Origin of the sequence: Paenibacillus sp. FSL M8-0212, from assembly GCF_038004645.1 — a bacterium.
In the GTDB taxonomy this organism is placed as follows: domain Bacteria; phylum Bacillota; class Bacilli; order Paenibacillales; family Paenibacillaceae; genus Paenibacillus.
In genome coordinates this window covers 5507560-5526456 of sequence record NZ_JBBORP010000001.1, presented here as the reverse complement: position 1 = coordinate 5526456, position 18897 = coordinate 5507560, and the positions used below count along the sequence as shown (strand labels likewise).

General features: G+C 48.6%; 13 protein-coding genes. All 13 read right to left on the bottom strand.

Translation table 11 applies throughout. The features are described 5' to 3' along the window. Positions 1-228: 228 nt before the first annotated feature. Positions 229-879, bottom strand: coding sequence for a nucleotidyltransferase family protein (locus MKX68_RS24375; protein WP_338587128.1), 651 nt, complete (start codon positions 877-879; stop codon positions 229-231). Next, on the bottom strand, positions 845-2128 hold the full coding sequence (locus MKX68_RS24370) for an XdhC family protein (RefSeq protein ID WP_340914336.1): 1284 nt from the start codon (positions 2126-2128) through the stop codon (positions 845-847). Before MKX68_RS24370 ends, MKX68_RS24375 begins: the two co-directional genes overlap by 35 nt. A gap of 42 nt (positions 2129-2170) precedes the next feature. Next, the gene (locus tag MKX68_RS24365; protein WP_338587130.1) at positions 2171-3493 is read right to left on the bottom strand and encodes a 5'-deoxyadenosine deaminase; all 1323 of its coding nucleotides are present in this window, start codon (positions 3491-3493) and stop codon (positions 2171-2173) included. A 137-nt stretch (positions 3494-3630) separates the two neighbouring features. Further along, a complete protein-coding gene (gene ggt, locus MKX68_RS24360; RefSeq protein WP_340914334.1) occupies positions 3631-5226 on the bottom strand; it encodes a gamma-glutamyltransferase in 1596 nt (531 codons plus the stop codon). Further along, the gene (locus MKX68_RS24355; protein WP_340914333.1) at positions 5220-6461 is read right to left on the bottom strand and encodes a pyridoxal-phosphate-dependent aminotransferase family protein; all 1242 of its coding nucleotides are present in this window, start codon (positions 6459-6461) and stop codon (positions 5220-5222) included. Before MKX68_RS24355 ends, ggt begins: the two co-directional genes overlap by 7 nt. A 6-nt stretch (positions 6462-6467) precedes the next feature. Next, positions 6468-7775, bottom strand: a complete 1308-nt coding sequence (locus tag MKX68_RS24350) for a Zn-dependent hydrolase (protein WP_340914332.1) — start codon at positions 7773-7775, stop codon at positions 6468-6470. Further along, entirely contained in the window at positions 7772-9175 is a 1404-nt protein-coding gene (allB, locus tag MKX68_RS24345) for an allantoinase AllB (protein WP_340914331.1), read from the bottom strand. The genes MKX68_RS24350 and allB overlap by 4 nt, the downstream gene beginning before the upstream one ends. Before the next feature lie 43 nt (positions 9176-9218). Beyond that, the gene (gene uraH, locus MKX68_RS24340) at positions 9219-9596 is read right to left on the bottom strand and encodes a hydroxyisourate hydrolase (RefSeq protein WP_340914330.1); all 378 of its coding nucleotides are present in this window, start codon (positions 9594-9596) and stop codon (positions 9219-9221) included. Further along, complete coding sequence (gene pucL, locus MKX68_RS24335; RefSeq protein WP_340914328.1) at positions 9596-11101, bottom strand: factor-independent urate hydroxylase; 1506 nt, start codon at positions 11099-11101, stop codon at positions 9596-9598. Before pucL ends, uraH begins: the two co-directional genes overlap by 1 nt. 239 nt (positions 11102-11340) lie before the next feature. Next, a complete protein-coding gene (locus tag MKX68_RS24330; protein WP_338587141.1) occupies positions 11341-12963 on the bottom strand; it encodes a PucR family transcriptional regulator in 1623 nt (540 codons plus the stop codon). Positions 12964-13389: 426 nt separating this feature from the next. After that, complete coding sequence (locus MKX68_RS24325; protein ID WP_340914327.1) at positions 13390-16134, bottom strand: CHASE3 domain-containing protein; 2745 nt, start codon at positions 16132-16134, stop codon at positions 13390-13392. Between the two features lie 177 nt (positions 16135-16311). Continuing rightward, positions 16312-17700, bottom strand: coding sequence for a class II fumarate hydratase (gene fumC, locus MKX68_RS24320; RefSeq protein ID WP_074095411.1), 1389 nt, complete (start codon positions 17698-17700; stop codon positions 16312-16314). Between the two features lie 132 nt (positions 17701-17832). Beyond that, positions 17833-18843 carry an aldose 1-epimerase gene (locus tag MKX68_RS24315; RefSeq protein WP_339783349.1) on the bottom strand — a complete coding sequence of 337 codons (1011 nt, stop codon included), beginning with the start codon at positions 18841-18843 and terminating at the stop codon, positions 17833-17835. Between the last annotated feature and the right edge of the window lie 54 nt (positions 18844-18897).

Below are 18897 nucleotides of genomic sequence, written 5' to 3'. Positions count from 1 at the left end.
ATTCTTCAAATCATATGAGAGTTCAGCAGCAACGTCAATTACCTTCACATCGTTTTGGATAAATGTATAAAACCTGCGTTCTATTTGTGCTTGATGCATTATGATCTATCGAAAGCTAACACAGACTCTCTTTCATCACATGATAAAAGAAGACAAACAGGTCAACCAGACTGCCTGGCTGACCTGTTCATGTCATTAAATTAAACATAATTATTCATCTTCTCCTGTTCATGAGTCTGTCTGCTCCGATTCATATACATGATTCAAAATGCGTTCCAATTCCGGTTCTGTATCCGCATCCCAGAAACAGGACTCAGACAGTGGTACATGTACACCGGAATAGTTAGCGCTGCGCATAATCTTGCGTGCCCCCTCATCTCCATGCAGAGACAACAGAGGTCCGAACATATGGGAGCGAAAAGCAACGGGCGGCTTGCCTCCCTCACCGTCTGTAGCTGCGACATAGTCACACAGTTTGTGGGTAGCCAGTGCTGTGGTCACCCGATTAATATCCTGCGTTTGTAATAAAGGCTGATCACCCAGTAACATGAGAATGCCTTCCGGTTTGTACTCCATAGCCGACAATACGCCAGAATGAAGAGAACTGGCCATGCCGCAAGCATAGTCTGCACAGGCCACAATTCGAAGTCGTGCTGTGGCATGATAAGCATATGCGGCTGAATCAACCCATTTTATAGGCAGCCATGCCAATGAATCTTCCGGTTTGACTACACAGATCACTTGATCCAGCTCCGAATTCAGTGCAGCTTCCAGTGACCATGCAGCCAGTGACCTGCCGTCTGGCATGACAACCGAGAGTTTATCTCGACCAAGGCGACAACTCTTACCTGCCGCCAGAACTATGCCCGTCATTCGCATGTGCAACGCTCCCCTTCTGTCCGAACTCGGAACTTAAGGAAGAAACCTTATGTTTACATGCGATCAATTCCGCTGCAATGCTGATGGCGATCTGTTCCGGACCGTCCGCTCCGATGCTCAAACCAACGGGAGAATGCACATATTTCAACGGTGGTAAGCCCTCCAGTAGACGGGCTGTTCGTGTTTTGGAACCCATGATGCCAAGATAGGCATAATCACAGTCCACTAGCATCTCTAACAGTTCACGTTCGCGGGGGAAATTGTGACTCATCAGAATCAGATAATCTCCGTAGTTTATGTTTAACAGAGGCATGATCTCACGCGGGAAACCCAGCACAAGTTCGGTTCCTGGGAACCGGTCCGAGGTGCACAAGGACTCTCGCCAATCGGCTACCACTACACGGAATCCTGCAGACCAGGCGAGTCTGGCAACAGGAATAACATCATTCCCGGCTCCGATGATAACAAGGCGAGGTTTAGGTTTGTACAGCGAAGTGAGTTGTTGCGGAAGGTCCCAGGGATTCGTTGAAACCGTATCGTTTGTCGATATTTCAGCCTCAGCATCATAGATATGTTGTGAATCACCGGATAGATGGGAAGATTGAGATCCATTTGACGTAGCAGGTACCACTTCAGGTACAAGCATAAGGTGAGGTATATCCGGAGAATGTTGTGTTGATCCCGTATGTTCATGCTTGGTATTTCCACTGCTATGCTGGACATCAACCTGCAATGAAGCTGGATTATTGTTCGTCACGCGATCATGAGGAGGGACGAGCGAAGGACGCAAGATTGGCTGGCGCCCGGTACCCGCTGGTTCAATCCGTCTCCAGCCATATTGAACCCTTGTGTAATCATTTTGGAACGTTCGGGTTAACGCTGTTGAAACGCCGGATTGAAAACACTCATGCATCTTCTGTAACGTATGTCGGAGTTCACCACACACAGGTTCAAGCAGCACAACAACAAGTCCACCGCAGCCAACCGTCTCACCCCAGGACAGATCATCCTCGGGACGCATGTCGTACTCCGCAAATTCCATTTGCATTGTATCCAGCACATGGCTTACCCGGGCCTGAAGATCACTCTCCAGGCATCCCGGACTGATACTGCCATACATTTGCCCATCCTCAGTCAACAGCATAGAGACTCCCTGCTTACGGTAAGCATGACCCTCTACCTTGATCGCTGTTGCGAGCACGCAGCGCGTATCACGGGCTGCGATTGCACACAGATCATGCATTTCCATATCGGTCTCCATCCTTTCTGGAATCGCATAAGTTTCCTTCGATCAGATGCGCTTCATCAATCTCGCAATACTCTTATCCGACTCACGCAGCACAATGCCACGATCAATCGTCTGAATCTTGCGATTTTTGAGTACAATGCTGCCATCGATAATAACGGTGTCCACACAGCTACGTGTTGCCGAATAGACCACGCGAGAATAGACATCTGTCTCATAGGAAGGGTACGTGTGGAAATCATCCAGATCCAGCAGCAGCATATCTGCCTTTTTGCCCACTTCGAGACTGCCAATTTCCTTCGACAAGCCGAGCACCTCTGCACCACCCATGGTAGCCATGCGCAATACGGTCCGGGCATCCATCACCGTTGGACCATGAGGAATCTTCTGCATCAGAGCGGTGAGGCGCATTTCCTGAAACATATCCAGATTGTTGTTGCACGCGGCACCATCGGCCCCGATTCCAACCGCGATCTGACGATTCAGCAGATCTGGAATATCCGCTACCCCGGAGGAAAGTTTCATATTTGATCCTGGACAGTGAGTGACTTTGACACCACGTTTACGGATGATCTCTTTCTCTTCCTCACTTAGCCATACACAGTGGGCCAGCACCAATCTTGGGGTAGCCAGACCGATATGATCAAGGTATACAATGTTGCGCATTCCGCGTTCGTGTTCTACCAGTTCGATCTCTCCACGATTCTCGGAGGCATGGGTGTGGACTTTGACATGATATTTATTAGATAAGTCGCGCACCTCTACCAGCAATTCTTCGGTACACGATACAACGAAGCGTGGGCAGAAAGCATATTGAATGCGACCTCCGCCAAACCCGTTCCATTTCTCCAGCAGATCCACACTCTGTTGCAGCGAAGTTGCTGTATCCTCACGCAGGGGTTCCGGAACCTCGTCCCCATGATCCATCATCACCTTGCCAGAGATGACCCGGATGCCGCTCTGTGCCATCGCCTGAAACGCCGAGTCCGTGTGATGTACCGTCTCCATGTCCAGAATGGTCGTGGTTCCGCTGGAGATCAATTCGCCCAATCCGAGCATTGCAGAATAATAGACGGACTCCTCGTCATGTGCTGCTTCCAGCGGCCAGATACGTTGACGGAGCCAATCCATCAGTTCCAGATCGTCCGCACGTCCACGGAATAAGGTCTGACACAGATGAATGTGCGTCTGGATGAAGCCTGGCAACAACACTTTGCCGCGAGCATCAATGATTTGGTCAGCCTGAACGTCAATGTGATCTGCAATCTCCTTAATTTTGTTATCCTCGATTAACAGATCTCCAATGAACACTTCCTCTTCTGCATTCATCGTCACAAGCTGTGCGCCTTTCAGCAGGATCGTTCCCATGCCAATCTCCCCTATCTGTGTCTGTCTATATCGTTCAACTCATACCTATTTACACCTGCACGCCGATTACAGACTAACCTTCCGACCGCTGTTATCGTGTAAATATCTAGTTGAGTTTATAAGTGTTCTTATAGCTGTTACCACCCAATAGCCATGCCATCGCCTCTCGGATCTGCCGCGCCGCTAATCATGCCGTCCTCACGAATGACAATGCCTTGCGACTGTCCCATAATCCCATCCCACGGGGCTCTGGCTTCAACGTTGTGTCCCCACTGGGCAAGGGTTGCACATACGTCATCATGATATCGGTTCTCCACACGCATCGTATCACCTTCTTCACCCCAGGTACGTCCGTACACCCAACGCGGCAGGCTGATCGCTTCCTGAATGTTCAGCCCGTAATCTAGCACTCCGGTAAGCACCGATAATTGTGTCTGCGGCTGCCCTTCTCCTCCCTGCGTGCCCACGAGCATATAAGGTTTGCCATCTCGTGTAACAAGGCCCGGCATGAGGGTATGGAATGAGCGTTTGTTGGGTTCCAGAACGTTGGCATCCCTCGGATCTAAGGAGAAAAACGACCCCCGGTTCTGCATGATAACCCCCGTATCCCCTGGGACATAGGCTGCACCGAAGTCAAAATACAGGCTTTGGATGAATGAAACGGCATTGCCTTCGCTATCAACAACCGCTGCATACGCCGTGTCCTGACCTATTGTTTTGGACAAAAACGGTTGTGCCACAGGTGGAGCAGACTGAATCTCATTCCACAGTTGGTCTCCATAACCCTTGGATAACAGATGATCCAGCGGAATGTCCCTGAAATCCGGGTCCGTCAGATAACGGTCACGATCCCGAAACGCCTTTTTCACCACTTCCGCCATCAGATGATAGAATTCCGGTGAGGTACGTGCTACAGAGGACAGATCCGTATGCTCCAGCATATTTAACATCATCAGCATCGAGAATCCCTGTGAGTTGGGCGGCATCTGATGAACTTCATAGCCACGATACTCCGTGCTAACGGGTTTCACCCACTCGCCCCGATGCCCAGCAAAGTCCGCTGGTGCAAGCATGCCCCCATCCTCACGAATAGCCGAAGTCAGACGATCCGCGAGTTCTCCTGTATAAAAAGTATCTCGACCATTCGTCTGAATCAGACGAATGGAGGCAGCAAGATCAGGCTGGACCAGCAGCTCGCCTTCCTGCAAAAGTGTACCCAAAGGCGCAAATACCGCTCGCAGCGGTGTATGCCCCATAATGAAATCTTCATCCCTTTCCATCCACAGGCGGAGATTTCGGGATACAGGGCATCCTTTTTCCGCATACTGCGCGGCAGGTTCAAGCAGTTTCTCCCACGGTAACTTGCCGTACCGGGACCAGACTTCCCACCACGCATCCACCATTCCTGGAACCGTAATGGCACTAAGCACTCCGCGCTGAGGGATGGCACTCATGCCCATCGCTTTGAACGTATCGGCATGAATGCCTGCGGCTGAGCGGCCACTTCCGTTATAGGCGGTAATCTCACCGCTGGCTCCGTCATGAATCAGGAAGAAGGCATCCCCTCCAAGTCCGGTCATATGCGGATATACCACACCCAGTGCTGCACTGACCGCAACAGCAGCGTCATAAGCATTCCCGCCTTGCTGGAGGATGGAGCTTCCCACTGCACTCGCCAGATAATGAGGAGTGGTGACCATCACCTCTCTGGAGATTGGCATTTGGTTTAACATAAGGCGCCCTCCTTCCCTGCATACACATCCATCGCTGCCTGCACCGCTTCACCGGCTGGTAACACGTGACGATGACGGAGAAGAACAGCTTCCAGCGCTCCCAGCACATGAAGTACGTTCTTGCGTTGGCAACTGAATCCCATTGTACCGATCCGCCAGATTTGTCCTTTCAACGGTCCAAATGAACTTGCAATCTCAATGCTGAAATCGTTCAGCAACATGCTGCGCACCGACTCACCATCAATCCCCTCCGGAATCGTGATACAAGTGACCACCGGAAGTTTACTGGACATATCCCCGTACAGTTGCAGTCCCATCCCCTGAATTCCAGCGACCAACGCACGTTCATTCACCAGATGTCTCTGGAACCTGGCCTCCAATCCTTCTTGCAGCAGAATACGTAATCCTTCGTGAAGACCATAGAGCATGGAGGTGGCTTCTGTATGGTGGTTCAGCCGGGCCGAACTCCAGTAGTCTTGCAATTGGCTCAGGTCAAAATAATTGCTAGCAATGGTGCGGCCTTCTGCCCGCGCACTGGTTGCATCTCGCAGTCCGCGTTCAACTGTTTTGCGGCTCATCAGCTTCTGCTCCACACGACTGTTGTACGTGATAGGTGCCATCCCCGAAGGAACGGACAGGCATTTCTGCGTGCCACCCATCACCGCATCCAGATGCCAGGCATCCGTCTCCACCGGAGTCCCGCCAATGGTTGCTACAGCATCCACGACGAGTAAGATATCAAGGTCGCGACAGGCTTTGCCAATCTCGGCAAGGGGCTGCATCTGACCGGTGGAAGTTTCACCGTGAACCATCGCAACCAGACTTGGTTTATGGGTATGAATCGCCTTGATCACCTCTTCCGGATCAAATACCGTTCCCCATTCCGTTTCAAAAAAGACAACCTCGGCACCGCAGCGTTCCGAGATTTCAACCAGCAGATGTCCGAATCGTCCGTAGATCGGGACGAGAACTTTGTCACCGGGCTGGATCAGACTAACCAACACAGCTTCAATGCCTGAACGGGATGTACCATCGACTGGATAACACCACTCGTTATCTGTCATATATAACTCACGCAGCATTGCCATCGTCTCGTTCATTAAGGATGTGAACTCCGGGTCAAACTGACCCAGGATCGGAAAGGATAATGCTCTGAGAACACGTGGATCAACTTCAACCGGTCCCGGGGTCATAATGGTCCGCAAGGACGGAGATAACTCTTTATAGGTGGACATCTTCATTCAACTCCCGTAACCGTATTTATAGAGTAGCCGGACCAGAACCCGAAAACCGTGCATCAGGTCTGCTTCAGCTGTATATTCAAGTGGATTATGACTGATACCGTCCTGACTTGGCACAAATATCATGGCTGTTGGACAAGCTGGCTGAAAAATCTGCGAATCATGTCCCGCGCCGCTTGGCATCAGCCAATAGGACAACTGCTCCTGCTCACAGGTATCCTGAATGTCTGAGATCATTTCTGCATTCATAGGAATGGGCGTCACCGACAGATGTTCTTCCCAGTCCAGTCCGAGCTGCTGCTCGGCTGCGATTCGACTAAAAGCCTGAAGCATATCCTGCCAGCATCGATCAATACTCTCCTGCCGGATATGGCGGATATCCAATGAAAATACTGCCCGTGCTGCAACCACATTCCCAACACCCGGATCGGCTGTGATTCGCCCAACCGTGGCTACCAGCGGTTCTCCTGCTTCCAATGCGATATTTCTTACTGCAGTAATCATCTCGGCCGCTCCTGCAAGTGCGTCTTTGCGCCAGGACATTGGTGTCGTTCCCGCGTGATTCGCTTCACCACATACAGTAATACTGAACCGCTTCTGACCTACAATGTCGGATACAACTCCAATCGAATGTCCGAGACGTTCCAGAACCTGACCTTGCTCAATGTGAAGCTCAATAAAGGCACCATATTTTTTTGCGGTGGGTCTATATACACTATCGGGTCCAAAACCCGCATCGCGGATCGCTTGGGCAAATGTAACGCCATCTTGATCCTTCAAATGCTCTACATCTTCCAGAGACGTTATTCCGGTTATACTGCGTGAACCCCAATACGCAAAAGGAAAGCGACTTCCCTCTTCTTCGCATAACGATACCACTTGAAGTGTGCGCTTCGGTGCTCCGAAATGCTTCTGCAAATACTCCAAAGCAAGAACACCCGCCACCACACCGTAAGCACCATCATATTTGCCACCATGCACCACGGTATCCATATGTGATCCGGTCACGATCGGTAATTCTTCAGCACCATTCGCTGATTCCTCACCCTCGCTCTTCAGTGTGCCATACAGATTACCGGACTGGTCGAACTCGGGAGACAGCCCTTTCTCCTGCATTTTGGCAGCAAGAGCACCTTGTGCTTCACACCAAGCCGAGTCATACAACAGTCGTGTGACGCCACCCTGTGCATCCGCACCATAGGTCGACAGCCAGTCAAGCATGGCTTGCAGCTCCACCTGTTCCACATCTGGCAAAGGAAGAGGTGCGTTATTTGTACCGGATGACCGGTATACTCCAGACTCATTCATGACGTCTCCTCCGTTCCCGCTTCGATGGGACTAGAAGAGTAAGCCGCAATGTGTTGCCCGATAGGCACAGGAGATAACCCGGATTCCGAGTTGTAAACGCGCTGCCCACGGCAAAATACGTCTGCAATCTGACACTTAAATGTACGTCCCACATAAGGGCTCTGTTTATGCGTATAGAGAAGATCCTCCGTGTTCAGGATTGTGCTCTTCTCCCAGTCAATCAGGACCAGATCTGCATCCTTGCCAATGGCAATCTCCCCTTTACTCTCCAGACCAAGCCTTCTGGCAGGTTGCAGGGAGAGAACTCTTCCGAGCAACGGGAGGTCGATATTTCGCTGAAGATGTCCATCCTCCAGCATGATTAGCAGTGTGCTTTGTGCACCGGATATGCCGCCCCAGATTTCAAAGAAGTTATCAGATTGTTTCATGGATGGCGGACATGGAGAATGGTCTGAGGCAATAACATCAATCAATCCTGAGGTCAGTGCATCCCATAACTGCTCCTGCTCGGAAGAGCTGCGAAGCGGTGGAGCACATTTCGCCACTGCACCCAATCGGACCACATCCTGCTCGGTCAGCGTCAGATAATGAGGGCAGGTCTCCGAAGTTACGTCTTGCCCACGCCGCTTGGCCTCTGCAATCAGATCTAGCGCTTCCCGGGTACTAATATGCACAAAATGCAGCGCACACCCGGTCTGTTCACCGTATTTCAACGCTCGCGCAACCGCGACGACTTCGGCTTCCACAGGACGGGACTGGACATAGTCCATCGGTTCCGTCTTTCCCTCAACAATGCTTTTCGCGCCGAGTTCGGCAACGATGCCTTCGTCCTCTGCATGAAGTGCCAGCACACGTTTTAATGTTGCAATTTCATGCATTCCGTCCAATAGCGTATGATCATCGGCTCTGGCAAAGATATCCTCCCCTTCGCCTCCCGGCTCGGACATAAATGCCTTGAATCCCGCAGCACCTAGCCGTGCCAGTGGAGCAAGTTCATCTCGGTTGCCGGGAACCAAACCTCCCCAGAAGGCATAATCAACATACGATTGGTCTGATGCTGCTTTCATTTTCATTTCCCATGCTTCCGGCCTTGTGGTTGGCGGTACGCCGTTAAGTGGCATATCGACATAGGTCGTGATTCCCCCGGCGGCAAGGGATGCCGATCCAGACCTGAACCCCTCCCAACTGGCGAGTCCGGGTTCATTGAAGTGTACATGAATGTCCACCACCCCCGGCATCACTGTAAGGCCTTCAGCTTCTATAATTCTAGTCGCTTCGCCAGCGGCCAGCCGTGTGGATATGTCTGTTATTTTTTCACCCGTAATGCCAATATCCAGTTGCTCTACCCGATCTCTCAGCACCACCCGGGCCCCCCGGATGATGGTATCAAATGTTGTCATGTGAATGACCCTCCCCCTGAATCAGAACCGGATGTGTGCATATTCAGCTTCCCCGGTATGTACTGTAACCTCCTGGAGCAATCAATAATGGAATATGGTAATGGCTTGAGGCATCAGATACCGCAAAACGAATTGGAACAATCGTCCATAATGCCTGACCTAGCTCCTCCAACGAACGCTGTGCGTAATAACTCTCGACATGGAATTGAAGCTCATATATGGCTGGCTCCAACTTGCCTCCATCCAGCAACGGTGCATCCAAACGCCCATCCGCGTTGGTCACCGACTCAGCCACTTTTATCTTGCTTTCCTGTTCTCCATCCCTCTTCAGGGTATACAGCTCGATCCGAACACCCGCAGCAGGCACGCCTTTGGATGTATCCAGCACATGAGTTGTAATTCGTCCATCAGACAGCGACATTAGACGTCACCTGCTTTCCCGAAGTCATGGCCGTCTGTTCCCAGATCATCCCTTGTCATCGAAAAACCCTGGAATCCATAAGGTGGTCTCGGCTCGGTAAATACTTTGCCTTCCCCCTCTTTCACTTCCTCCAGCACTGTCTCCCATGTCCGATTGTTGGATTCAAATGAAACCTCACTCAGTTGCTCAAATCGACTTAACAACCTTCGTCCAATCTGGTAGATCAGATGTTGAATGGAAGCGGATCGACACTCATGAAATACCGCAGCAGCCAAGTCTCTAACCTGTTCCGCCGCCACATACCGTCCACGCTGATCATCCATGCCATCTCTCGGATCTTCGTAACGCCAATTGATGTTCAGGAAAATAAATAACGGTCGATCCCATGTCTCTGGAAGAGTGGTATATTCATCCTGCATAAATCCGGCAAATTCACTGCCTTTGACCTTGATCAGTCTCAGATCCGCTACACCACTGAAATGGTTGCTGAGTTCAATCGAGTCTCCTGTTCGTTCCGCTTCCACGGCAGCTGTCGCACGATCATTCTGCGAATAACGAAATACGAGTGCACTCGGTCGATAACTCCCTTCCAATCCAATGGGTATATCTTCAAAAGGAATCTGGTCCGCTGTCATCTGAACCTTGCTCATCTGCGGATACGTCTCCAGGAAGCGCCGACTCACCAGCGCAAGAAATCCTTCCACCGTTGCCCCTGTGTAATCCGCTGCATGTTTGAGAATGAAATTTTTCATCGAATCGGTTGCGACCACCAGCGAATTATCCCCTTCTGCAAAAGAAGGCAAGAATTCATCCCCCTGCACAGCCACCTTGATGTTCAATCCAAACAGAATATTGCTGCGTCCCATGAACGGAGATTCCGGGATGGACTGTATACCCGTCAACGGTTTGGCGTAGGAACGGTACATCCACACATCCCCTTTGCCGTAATACATGGTCCGCTGCTGCACTGCGGCTGGCTTGCTCACGAACTCATGTTCATGACCGATCTGTGCAAGCCACTGCTCCAAACGAATGCCCGCTATCTTGAATACTTCCTTCAATGCAGTCTCGAATTCTTCTTCCCTGCCTCGGCGATGACGTTGCCTCATGGATTCGAGGATGGAGCTTGAGGTATGGCCTTTTACAGCCAATATGAAAGGAAAGCCAAATTGGCTTGTATATGCTTTGTTTAATTGTTGAAGTTCGTTGTATTGCTCTTGTGAGAGTGAATCAAGCCCTGCACCAGCCTGCTCCTGAACGGAGTTGCTGCTCATGCTGATACGTGCTCCAAGATCCGGGTGATTTCGAAGTAACTGTAACTTCACCTGGTCATCCGATGCCTGAACCACGTTTTTCATCACTTTCATCATCTGTTCAAATGAATCAAAAGGTCGTAAAAGCCCGGCCCGCTCAGCCACCCATGGTGATTCCTCAAATAAGCCGCCAAACGTATGCACAAACTGTGTGATAGACCAGTTGTTAACAAGTTTAATTAAGTCGCTCATGTTAAAACCTCCGGTCTGTTGTGGATTATTGTTCTTCATTCTAAGTGTCGTTCAATGTCGCGACAACAATATTTACGCAATTTTGTAATATAACATAACATCAGAGTTGTGATTTGTTTGCTGTGCACGGGAAGATCAGCTTTTGTGGTCCTTAAACATGAAAGAACCGCACTCCATCAAGGGAATGCGGTTCTTGGGGGTCTGACCCGGTAGCATTGTCATGTTGCACAATGTGCGGTCTAAAGTTGAACATTGTGCGGTCTTGCAGCTGCTTTGTCCCGTACAAACTTGCGGAAGGTGAATACCAGCTTTAATTTAAGCAGATCATTCGTTTTCTTAAAGTCCATTTGCAGCAAGCTGCCAACTTTCTCCATCCGATAAGTGACCGTGTTGCGATGCACAAACAGCTGTTTGGCAGCTTCATTGATCAGTCCATCATTTTCTATAAAGGACTCTAATGTATTCATCAGCACCTGATTGGGATCACCGTCCCTGGCAAGTAGTGGTTCGAGTACTTTATTGCAGTAGTTCTCCATGATGTTATCCGGTACGTGTTGGAACACATAGGCAAATTCAAGCATTTCAAATTGCAACGCACGGTCTTTCATGCCGAATCGACGAGCCAGTTGTCGTGTATCCAGACACTCCTGGTATGCTTCACGGAGCGATTTGGGTTCATGTTTCATTTTGCTGATCCAGAAACGTGGAGCCGGTGCCCCTTTTGCTTCTTGCGCTGCCAGAACATCACCGAAACGGCTTAACAGAAAACCTGACAGTTCCTCTCCATAATCTCGCCCTGTTGGACAGGTATAGATGGACAGAATGCCATCTTCGATCTGAAAATGCTGTGAGGCCGTGAATTGCATCAGCGGATTGTATTGCAACTCACGATGAATCTGTTTAAGCAGCTTACCCTCGGCAAACAGAGTCGGCTCAAGCGTGATCAACACGCACTGATAGGTTCCCTGGAACAGATGGATTCCTTTGTTTTCACTCAAGGTGGTCAATTCCTGAACAGTCATTTTGTTATCCAGATACTGTGAAAGCAGTGTACGCATCTCATCTTGCACGGTCGGATTAATATGCTCACGATAAGTCATATCCATATAAAATGCCAGTACATCGGCAGCCTGCTGGAACAGCTCTTCTTCTGCTCGAAGCGATAGGGCTGAATCGGTAAACACAAGCAACGATCCGTATTCTTCATCATTTTGCTTGATGGGTACGCGGTGACAGCTTCCTTGATTCCATTTCACTCGGTGCATGACGGATTTCCAAGGCCAGCCCTGTGTTACCGCATCTCCCGCAATGCCTTCACTGCCATAGAGCACATGCCCACGAGAACCAATGACGGCAAGCGGATAGTTCAACACTGTGGCTAACTCTGCAAACACATTCCGGTGTGGCTGCTGTTGCAGCGCAAACTGCATTAATTTCTTCTGCTTCTGCACGACCTCATGCAGCAATCGGTTACTACGTTCATGTTCAGCCTTGAACAAGGCATTCATCTGGTCCGAGAAGGTGAATTGAAAAGGAAGTTCAAGTAATGGTAAACGAAGTCGATCAGCTTCCTCGACAATACCCTGGGGAATGGACTGCCAGAAACGTCCCAGCTTGATGCCGAGTCCTGCACAGCCACGTTCATTCAAACGTCGCATCAAACGCAGTGCATCTGTTTCACTGTCTTTCATAATAAAAGCGGTGGTGAACAACATTTCTCCGGATTTGATCCAATCCGCGATATCAGGAGCGTCCATGACATTAACGGATTTCATCATCCGTGAAGTCCCTTCTCCACCCGCAACCAGTTTGGCCTCTGACAACGGGTATACCTGTAAAGCCTCTTTAACCGTAAGTTGCATGGACACTACCTCCCATATATATAACACGATATTATGTCATTCTGATTACTATAACTAAATTTCGCATTATTTTTCGAATTAAATCCATATTCAGTCGTTTAACTTTTATTTATTGTTAAGTATTATAACATCATTTTTCTGAATAAAGCTTACACGGCAAAAAAATAAAACCTATGACCTAATTACAGCGCAATTTCCTGTAATCGGCATAAGTTTTATAAGTTACTATGATCCACATAATGTTGAAGTAATCCATTTACACGATAACGGAGAGGGCAGAAAAAACCTGAAAAAGCGAAGCGTTCGCCTTTATCCCCGGATTTTCCCCTTTGAAAAAGGGAATCGGAAAAATCTGGGGATAACAGCGATTGGAGGGTTGTTCTGTCATCGTAGTGTACGTGTAAATAATCTTTAGTTCAACTACAATCAGATTTCCATGGCCTCGTGATTCATCCATAATTTCATACGAGATAATACATCTTTGATATTCAGCGGTTTGCTGAGATAGTCCGAAGCACCTGCAGCAATACATTTCTCCCGATCCTCTTTCATGGCCTTGGCTGTCAGTGCAATAATTGGAAGCTGGGTCATGCCAAGCCGTTCACGGATCTGGCGAGTCGTCTCATAACCATCCAGTTCCGGCATCATAATATCCATCATGATAATATCAGGCTTGACTCCTCCACGCTCCAGCAATTCCAGACACTCGTACCCATTCTGAGCTGAAATGACATTCATGCCGTATTGCTCAAGAGCGTTAGCCAGCGCATATACATTTCGTATATCATCATCAACGACAAGCACTTGCCGACCACTGAGCAAAGACTCTTCCAGAGGTGTCAATAAAATATCCGATTGTTCGGAAGTCATTGAAGGAAGCTTATTAATCTCAGGTGCAGTACTAGCTACCTCATTCAGGAACAACCGCGATACATTCATAGCCTCAGGTTCATCTCTTCGCAATGGCAGGAACAGCGTGAACACACTGCCATGTCCTTCACGACTTGTTGCCGAGATTGACCCCCCAAGCAAAGTTGCAAGCGATTGAGAGATCGACAGGCCAAGCCCTGTTCCGCCATATTTACGTGCCGTAGCCCCATCCGCCTGTTTGAATGCATCAAAGATCTGGAGAAGTTTGTTTTCCGCAATGCCAATCCCTGTATCACTGACGGAGAAAGCAATCACGTCGGTCTCTTGGTCTTTCACCTCAGGATGAGCCAGACTCATTCTGGAGATGGTTAAGGCAACTTCACCCTCACTGGTGAACTTGAATGCGTTCGAGAGCAGATTTCGGAGAATCTGATGCATTCTCATCTCGTCAGTCACGATGGTTTCCGGTAAAGGACTTTGGAGCTGAATTCGGAAATCTATTTTTTTCTGTTCCGCTGTTTTCAGGAAATACTGGTTCATGACTTCAGGCAGACTGCTCAGGTAAACATCATCAAAATCCACTTCCATCTGCCCGGCCTCTACCTTGGATAAATCAAGAATATCATTAATCAGATTCAGCAGGTCTTTACCTGACTTGTGAATGACCGAAGCATAGTTCTGCTCTTCACTATTCAAGTGTTGATTTTTATTTTCAGACAAGATTTCGGATAAAATCAGCATGCTGTTGAGCGGTGTCCGCAGTTCATGAGACATGTTCGCCAAGAATTCGGATTTGTATCCCGAGCTTGTTCGTAACTGATCCGCCACAACTGCAAGTTCATTGGCTGATGTCTCAGCAGCACTCTTCTGTATTTCCAGGCGATCATTAAGCATATGAAGCTCTTCGGTCTGCATTTGCAGTTCTTCCGTCTGAGACAGCATCTCTTCGGTCTGAGCCTGAAGTTTCTCCGATTGTGCCTGTAATTCTTCATTCAGAACTTGTGACTCATCATATAATTGCTGTAATTCCATGCGGGTGACGGTCGAGTGTAGTGAAACACCAAAAATGTCCGTCAGTTCTTGCATCAGCTTCATATCATTCTCTTGCAATGGCTTCATTGAAGCAAGCTCGATTACCGCAATCGTTCGCCCTTCGAACAGGATCGGTACTACAGTAAGTGATGTGGCAGATGTATACCCGAGCCCCGAAGAGATCCGGATATAGTTCTGCGGTAGATCATTCATGCGTAGAACTCGCTTCTCGACAGCACTTTGACCTACAAGCCCCTCACCCGGGGCAAGCGACACTTTACCGAGCGAACGTTCTTTCTCTCCATCCCCAGCATATGCAGCCACGCGCAGCAGTCGATTGTCTTTCCAGTAATATAAAACGCTATAGGGAACTTCAAACAACTTGGCAAGCTCGTTCAGGAACAAGCGGGACAATCCCTCCAGATTGGTCGGGTTCTGTAAGAGTGTGGCAATGCCTGTGATCTGGTCCTTGACCCGATTCTGTTCCTGTACTTCATCCAGTAATTTGTTGGTTTCGTGACCCAGGTCTCCCACTTCATCATGTGTCCGAACCTGGATCCTCTGCTTCAGGTTTCCACCTTTGGAGATATCACTGATGGTTTGCATAACATCTCGCAGCGTTTTGACGATATTTCCTGATATCACAATCGCAGCGGCAATGGATAATGCTGCAATAATACCCCACAGCGTGTACATAATCGTCAGTAGTGTGGAACTGCGTCTGGCAAGTTCAGTAACCCTCGCCTCGGTCAGAGAGATCTCTGTGTTACGGAAGGTTGTAAGTTGAGAGCGCAGTAGATCAATTTCAGTTTTACCCGGATCAGATTGAAAGAATGCAACAACTTTCGCTTGATCCCCTTGCTTTTTCAAGTCCACCAACGGCTCCCCAGCAATCTCAATCCAGCGTGTAATATGAGCTTTGATGTTTTGCAGACTCTGCTGTTGTGAAGGATTATCGCTAATGAGAGCATTCAACTGATCATAGTTGGAACTCCACTGGGATAGGCCTTGGGAGTAAGGCTCCAAGTAACTTTCATTGCCTGTAATCATGAATCCACGCTGTCCTGTCTCCATGTTCAAGACATTTTTTTCGATCGCGTTGGTCAGATTATGTACTTCCAGATCATGATGGGAGATAAAATCATTTTCCTTCTGTAACACATTAATTTGGGCCGTAAGCACTAGCAGAACAGCTCCAAACAAAAGCACAACCACAAGATAGCCCAATAAAATTTTGGAGCGTATCGTAAATCTTCTCGTTTTTGACAACGCGGAAACCTCCAAATATATACGAATCCCATTCAATTAAATTAAAACGGTGCATATGTAGTTTATATGTATACGTATAGTCTGACAAGCTTTAAGTTCATCGATAAGCATAAGAAAAACGACCTACTTCAGCAGGTCGTCCTCATCATTGATCTATATTACTCATTTTAGCTTATTTTAGGCCTTTGGAGCGATCATTTTGGCTGGATCGACATATTGATCAAATTGCTCTTCGGTAAGCAGACCCGTTTGTAACGTCGCCTGTTTCAAAGACAAGCCTTCTTTATGTGCAAGCTTCGCAATTTTGGCTGCATTCTCATAACCAATATGCGGATTGAGCGCTGTAACCAGCATAAGCGAGTTGTTCAGATTATGTTCAATCTGATCCAGATTAGGCTCAATGCCTACGGCACACTTGTCATTAAACGCAATAATGGAGTCCGCCAGGAGCTGCACGGATTGCAAGAAGTTATAGATGATAACCGGTTTGAATACATTCAGTTCAAAATTACCCTGACTTGCCGCGAAACCAATCGCTGCATCATTACCCATGACCTGCGTAACCACCATAGTAATGGCCTCGCTCTGAGTTGGGTTGACTTTACCCGGCATAATGGAGCTGCCTGGCTCATTCTCAGGAATACGGATCTCGCCCAATCCACTACGAGGACCACTGGCCAACCAGCGGACATCATTGGCAATTTTCATCAAATCAGCTGCAAGCGCTTTAACCGCACCGTGCGCATATACAACTTCATCATGACTTGTAAGTGCGTGGAATTTGTTTGGTGCAGATACAAAATCTTTCCCCGTATGTTTGCCAATCTCCTTGGCAGTGAAGTCCCCAAAGTCCGGATGCGCATTAATGCCCGTTCCGACAGCTGTACCGCCGATCGCGAGCTCCTTCAGGTACTGTACACTTTCACGGATCATACGCTCACTCTTGCCCAGCATGGCTTCCCAACCACTGATCTCCTGACCAAGCGTAATTGGTGTTGCATCCTGGAGGTGAGTACGTCCAATCTTGATAATATCCTTGAATGCCTCCGACTTGTCTGCAAAAGTGGCTTTTAATACCGCAATGGCCGGCAAGAGTTGATCCTCAACAGCCAGAACACCTGCGACATGCAGAGCCGTTGGGAATGTATCGTTGGAGCTCTGGGACATGTTCACGTCATCATTCGGATGCAGACGCTCTTCCTTGCCCTTTTGCTCCAGCAGTTGGTTCCCCAGATTCGCAATCACTTCGTTCACGTTCATATTGGATTGTGTTCCGCTACCAGTCTGCCACACTACCAGTGGGAAATGGTCATCAATTCGGCCTGCAATAATCTCGTCTGCTGCATAAGCGATGGCATCGGACTTAGCCGCAGATAATTTACCTAATTTATGGTTACTGGCCGCAGCACTTTTTTTCAAAATGGCAAGAGCGCGGATCACTTCCATCGGCATATGTTCACTGCCAATCGGGAAATTCTCCTTGCTGCGCTGCGTCTGAGCTCCCCACAGCCTGTCGGCTGGTACTTTCATTTCGCCTAACGTATCTCTCTCAATGCGGTATTCCACTTGCTTGTCCTCCTCCAAAAAGATGGTTTGGGTCTCTACAAAGCTTGTGTATCTCGTCATATTATACATGATTTGCGAGCAGGTTTTCACCTTTTCGACAAAATTGTAAGCGTAGCGCAAAACGAGCGTGAATTATTTTTGTGATGCAATTGGATACAATCGGCTGCTTTGTTCGAATAGTTCACCTGGCTCCAGACCGACCAATCCGATTTCTTCTGCCGGGATGCCTTCAACATTAGGAGCGTTAACCAGGTTCATCTGTGGTTCAGGACAGAAGAATTCGCCACCCATGTTATTGTTCCAGATCATCCAGTGCTTGTAGGATGTACCCACATCATATACCAGTTTGTCTCCAGTACGGTTGTCCGTAAGTTCCATATAGTTACGTCCATTCTGCGGTTCCGCAGTGTAATGGTTATCCATCGCAGCAAAGAACGGACTAACCCCGTCTTTCTTCAATTGTTCTTCCTCAGGTGTAAGCGGTTGAAATTGTCCTGTTGGCAGAGAACGCTCGTTCAATTCACGACGTTGTCCAATGGTAACTTTGGCCGTGTAATCCGAGGCTTGACTATCCGGTGCAAAAGGTACAGCAATCGCCGTGTGGAATGCAAACAAATTCGGCATGTATTCAGTCCCGTTGTTGCGGACGATCAATTGTTGCTGAAGTCCTTGGCTACTCAATGAGTAACGAAGCGTCACCGTGAATGTAAACGGCAGATACTGATGGAATGTATGTCCTTCTTTCACGTCCTGGCTAAGCAAGACATAGCTCTCTAGCTGGTCAGAACCATATCCCTCAACCTTCCACTCGGCATCATGCAAAAATCCATGCAAATGGTTACCTGTAGCCGGTTCGTTCACAGGCAACTGATAGACTTTACCATTCCAAGGGAAACGTCCATCCTCATAACGGTTCGGTGGAGAAAGAATCGGAATTCCATAGACCGCTGGTGCAGCCATAAACTCATCCATCTGATCCTGATTCGGCTCTCTCAAATAACGGAAACCCTTTTCTGTATCACGGAAAGCAACGAGGTTGGCACCCACGCTTGGAATAACTGCCGCTTCAAACTGATTAAAACGAAGCCAAATGGCTGGAATCCCTCCAAATTGTTCTTCAAATGCTGCATTTTGCTGTGTCATCGTTATATGTACCTCCTGCATACTAAGGTTATATTATACGGCTCGACTATATCA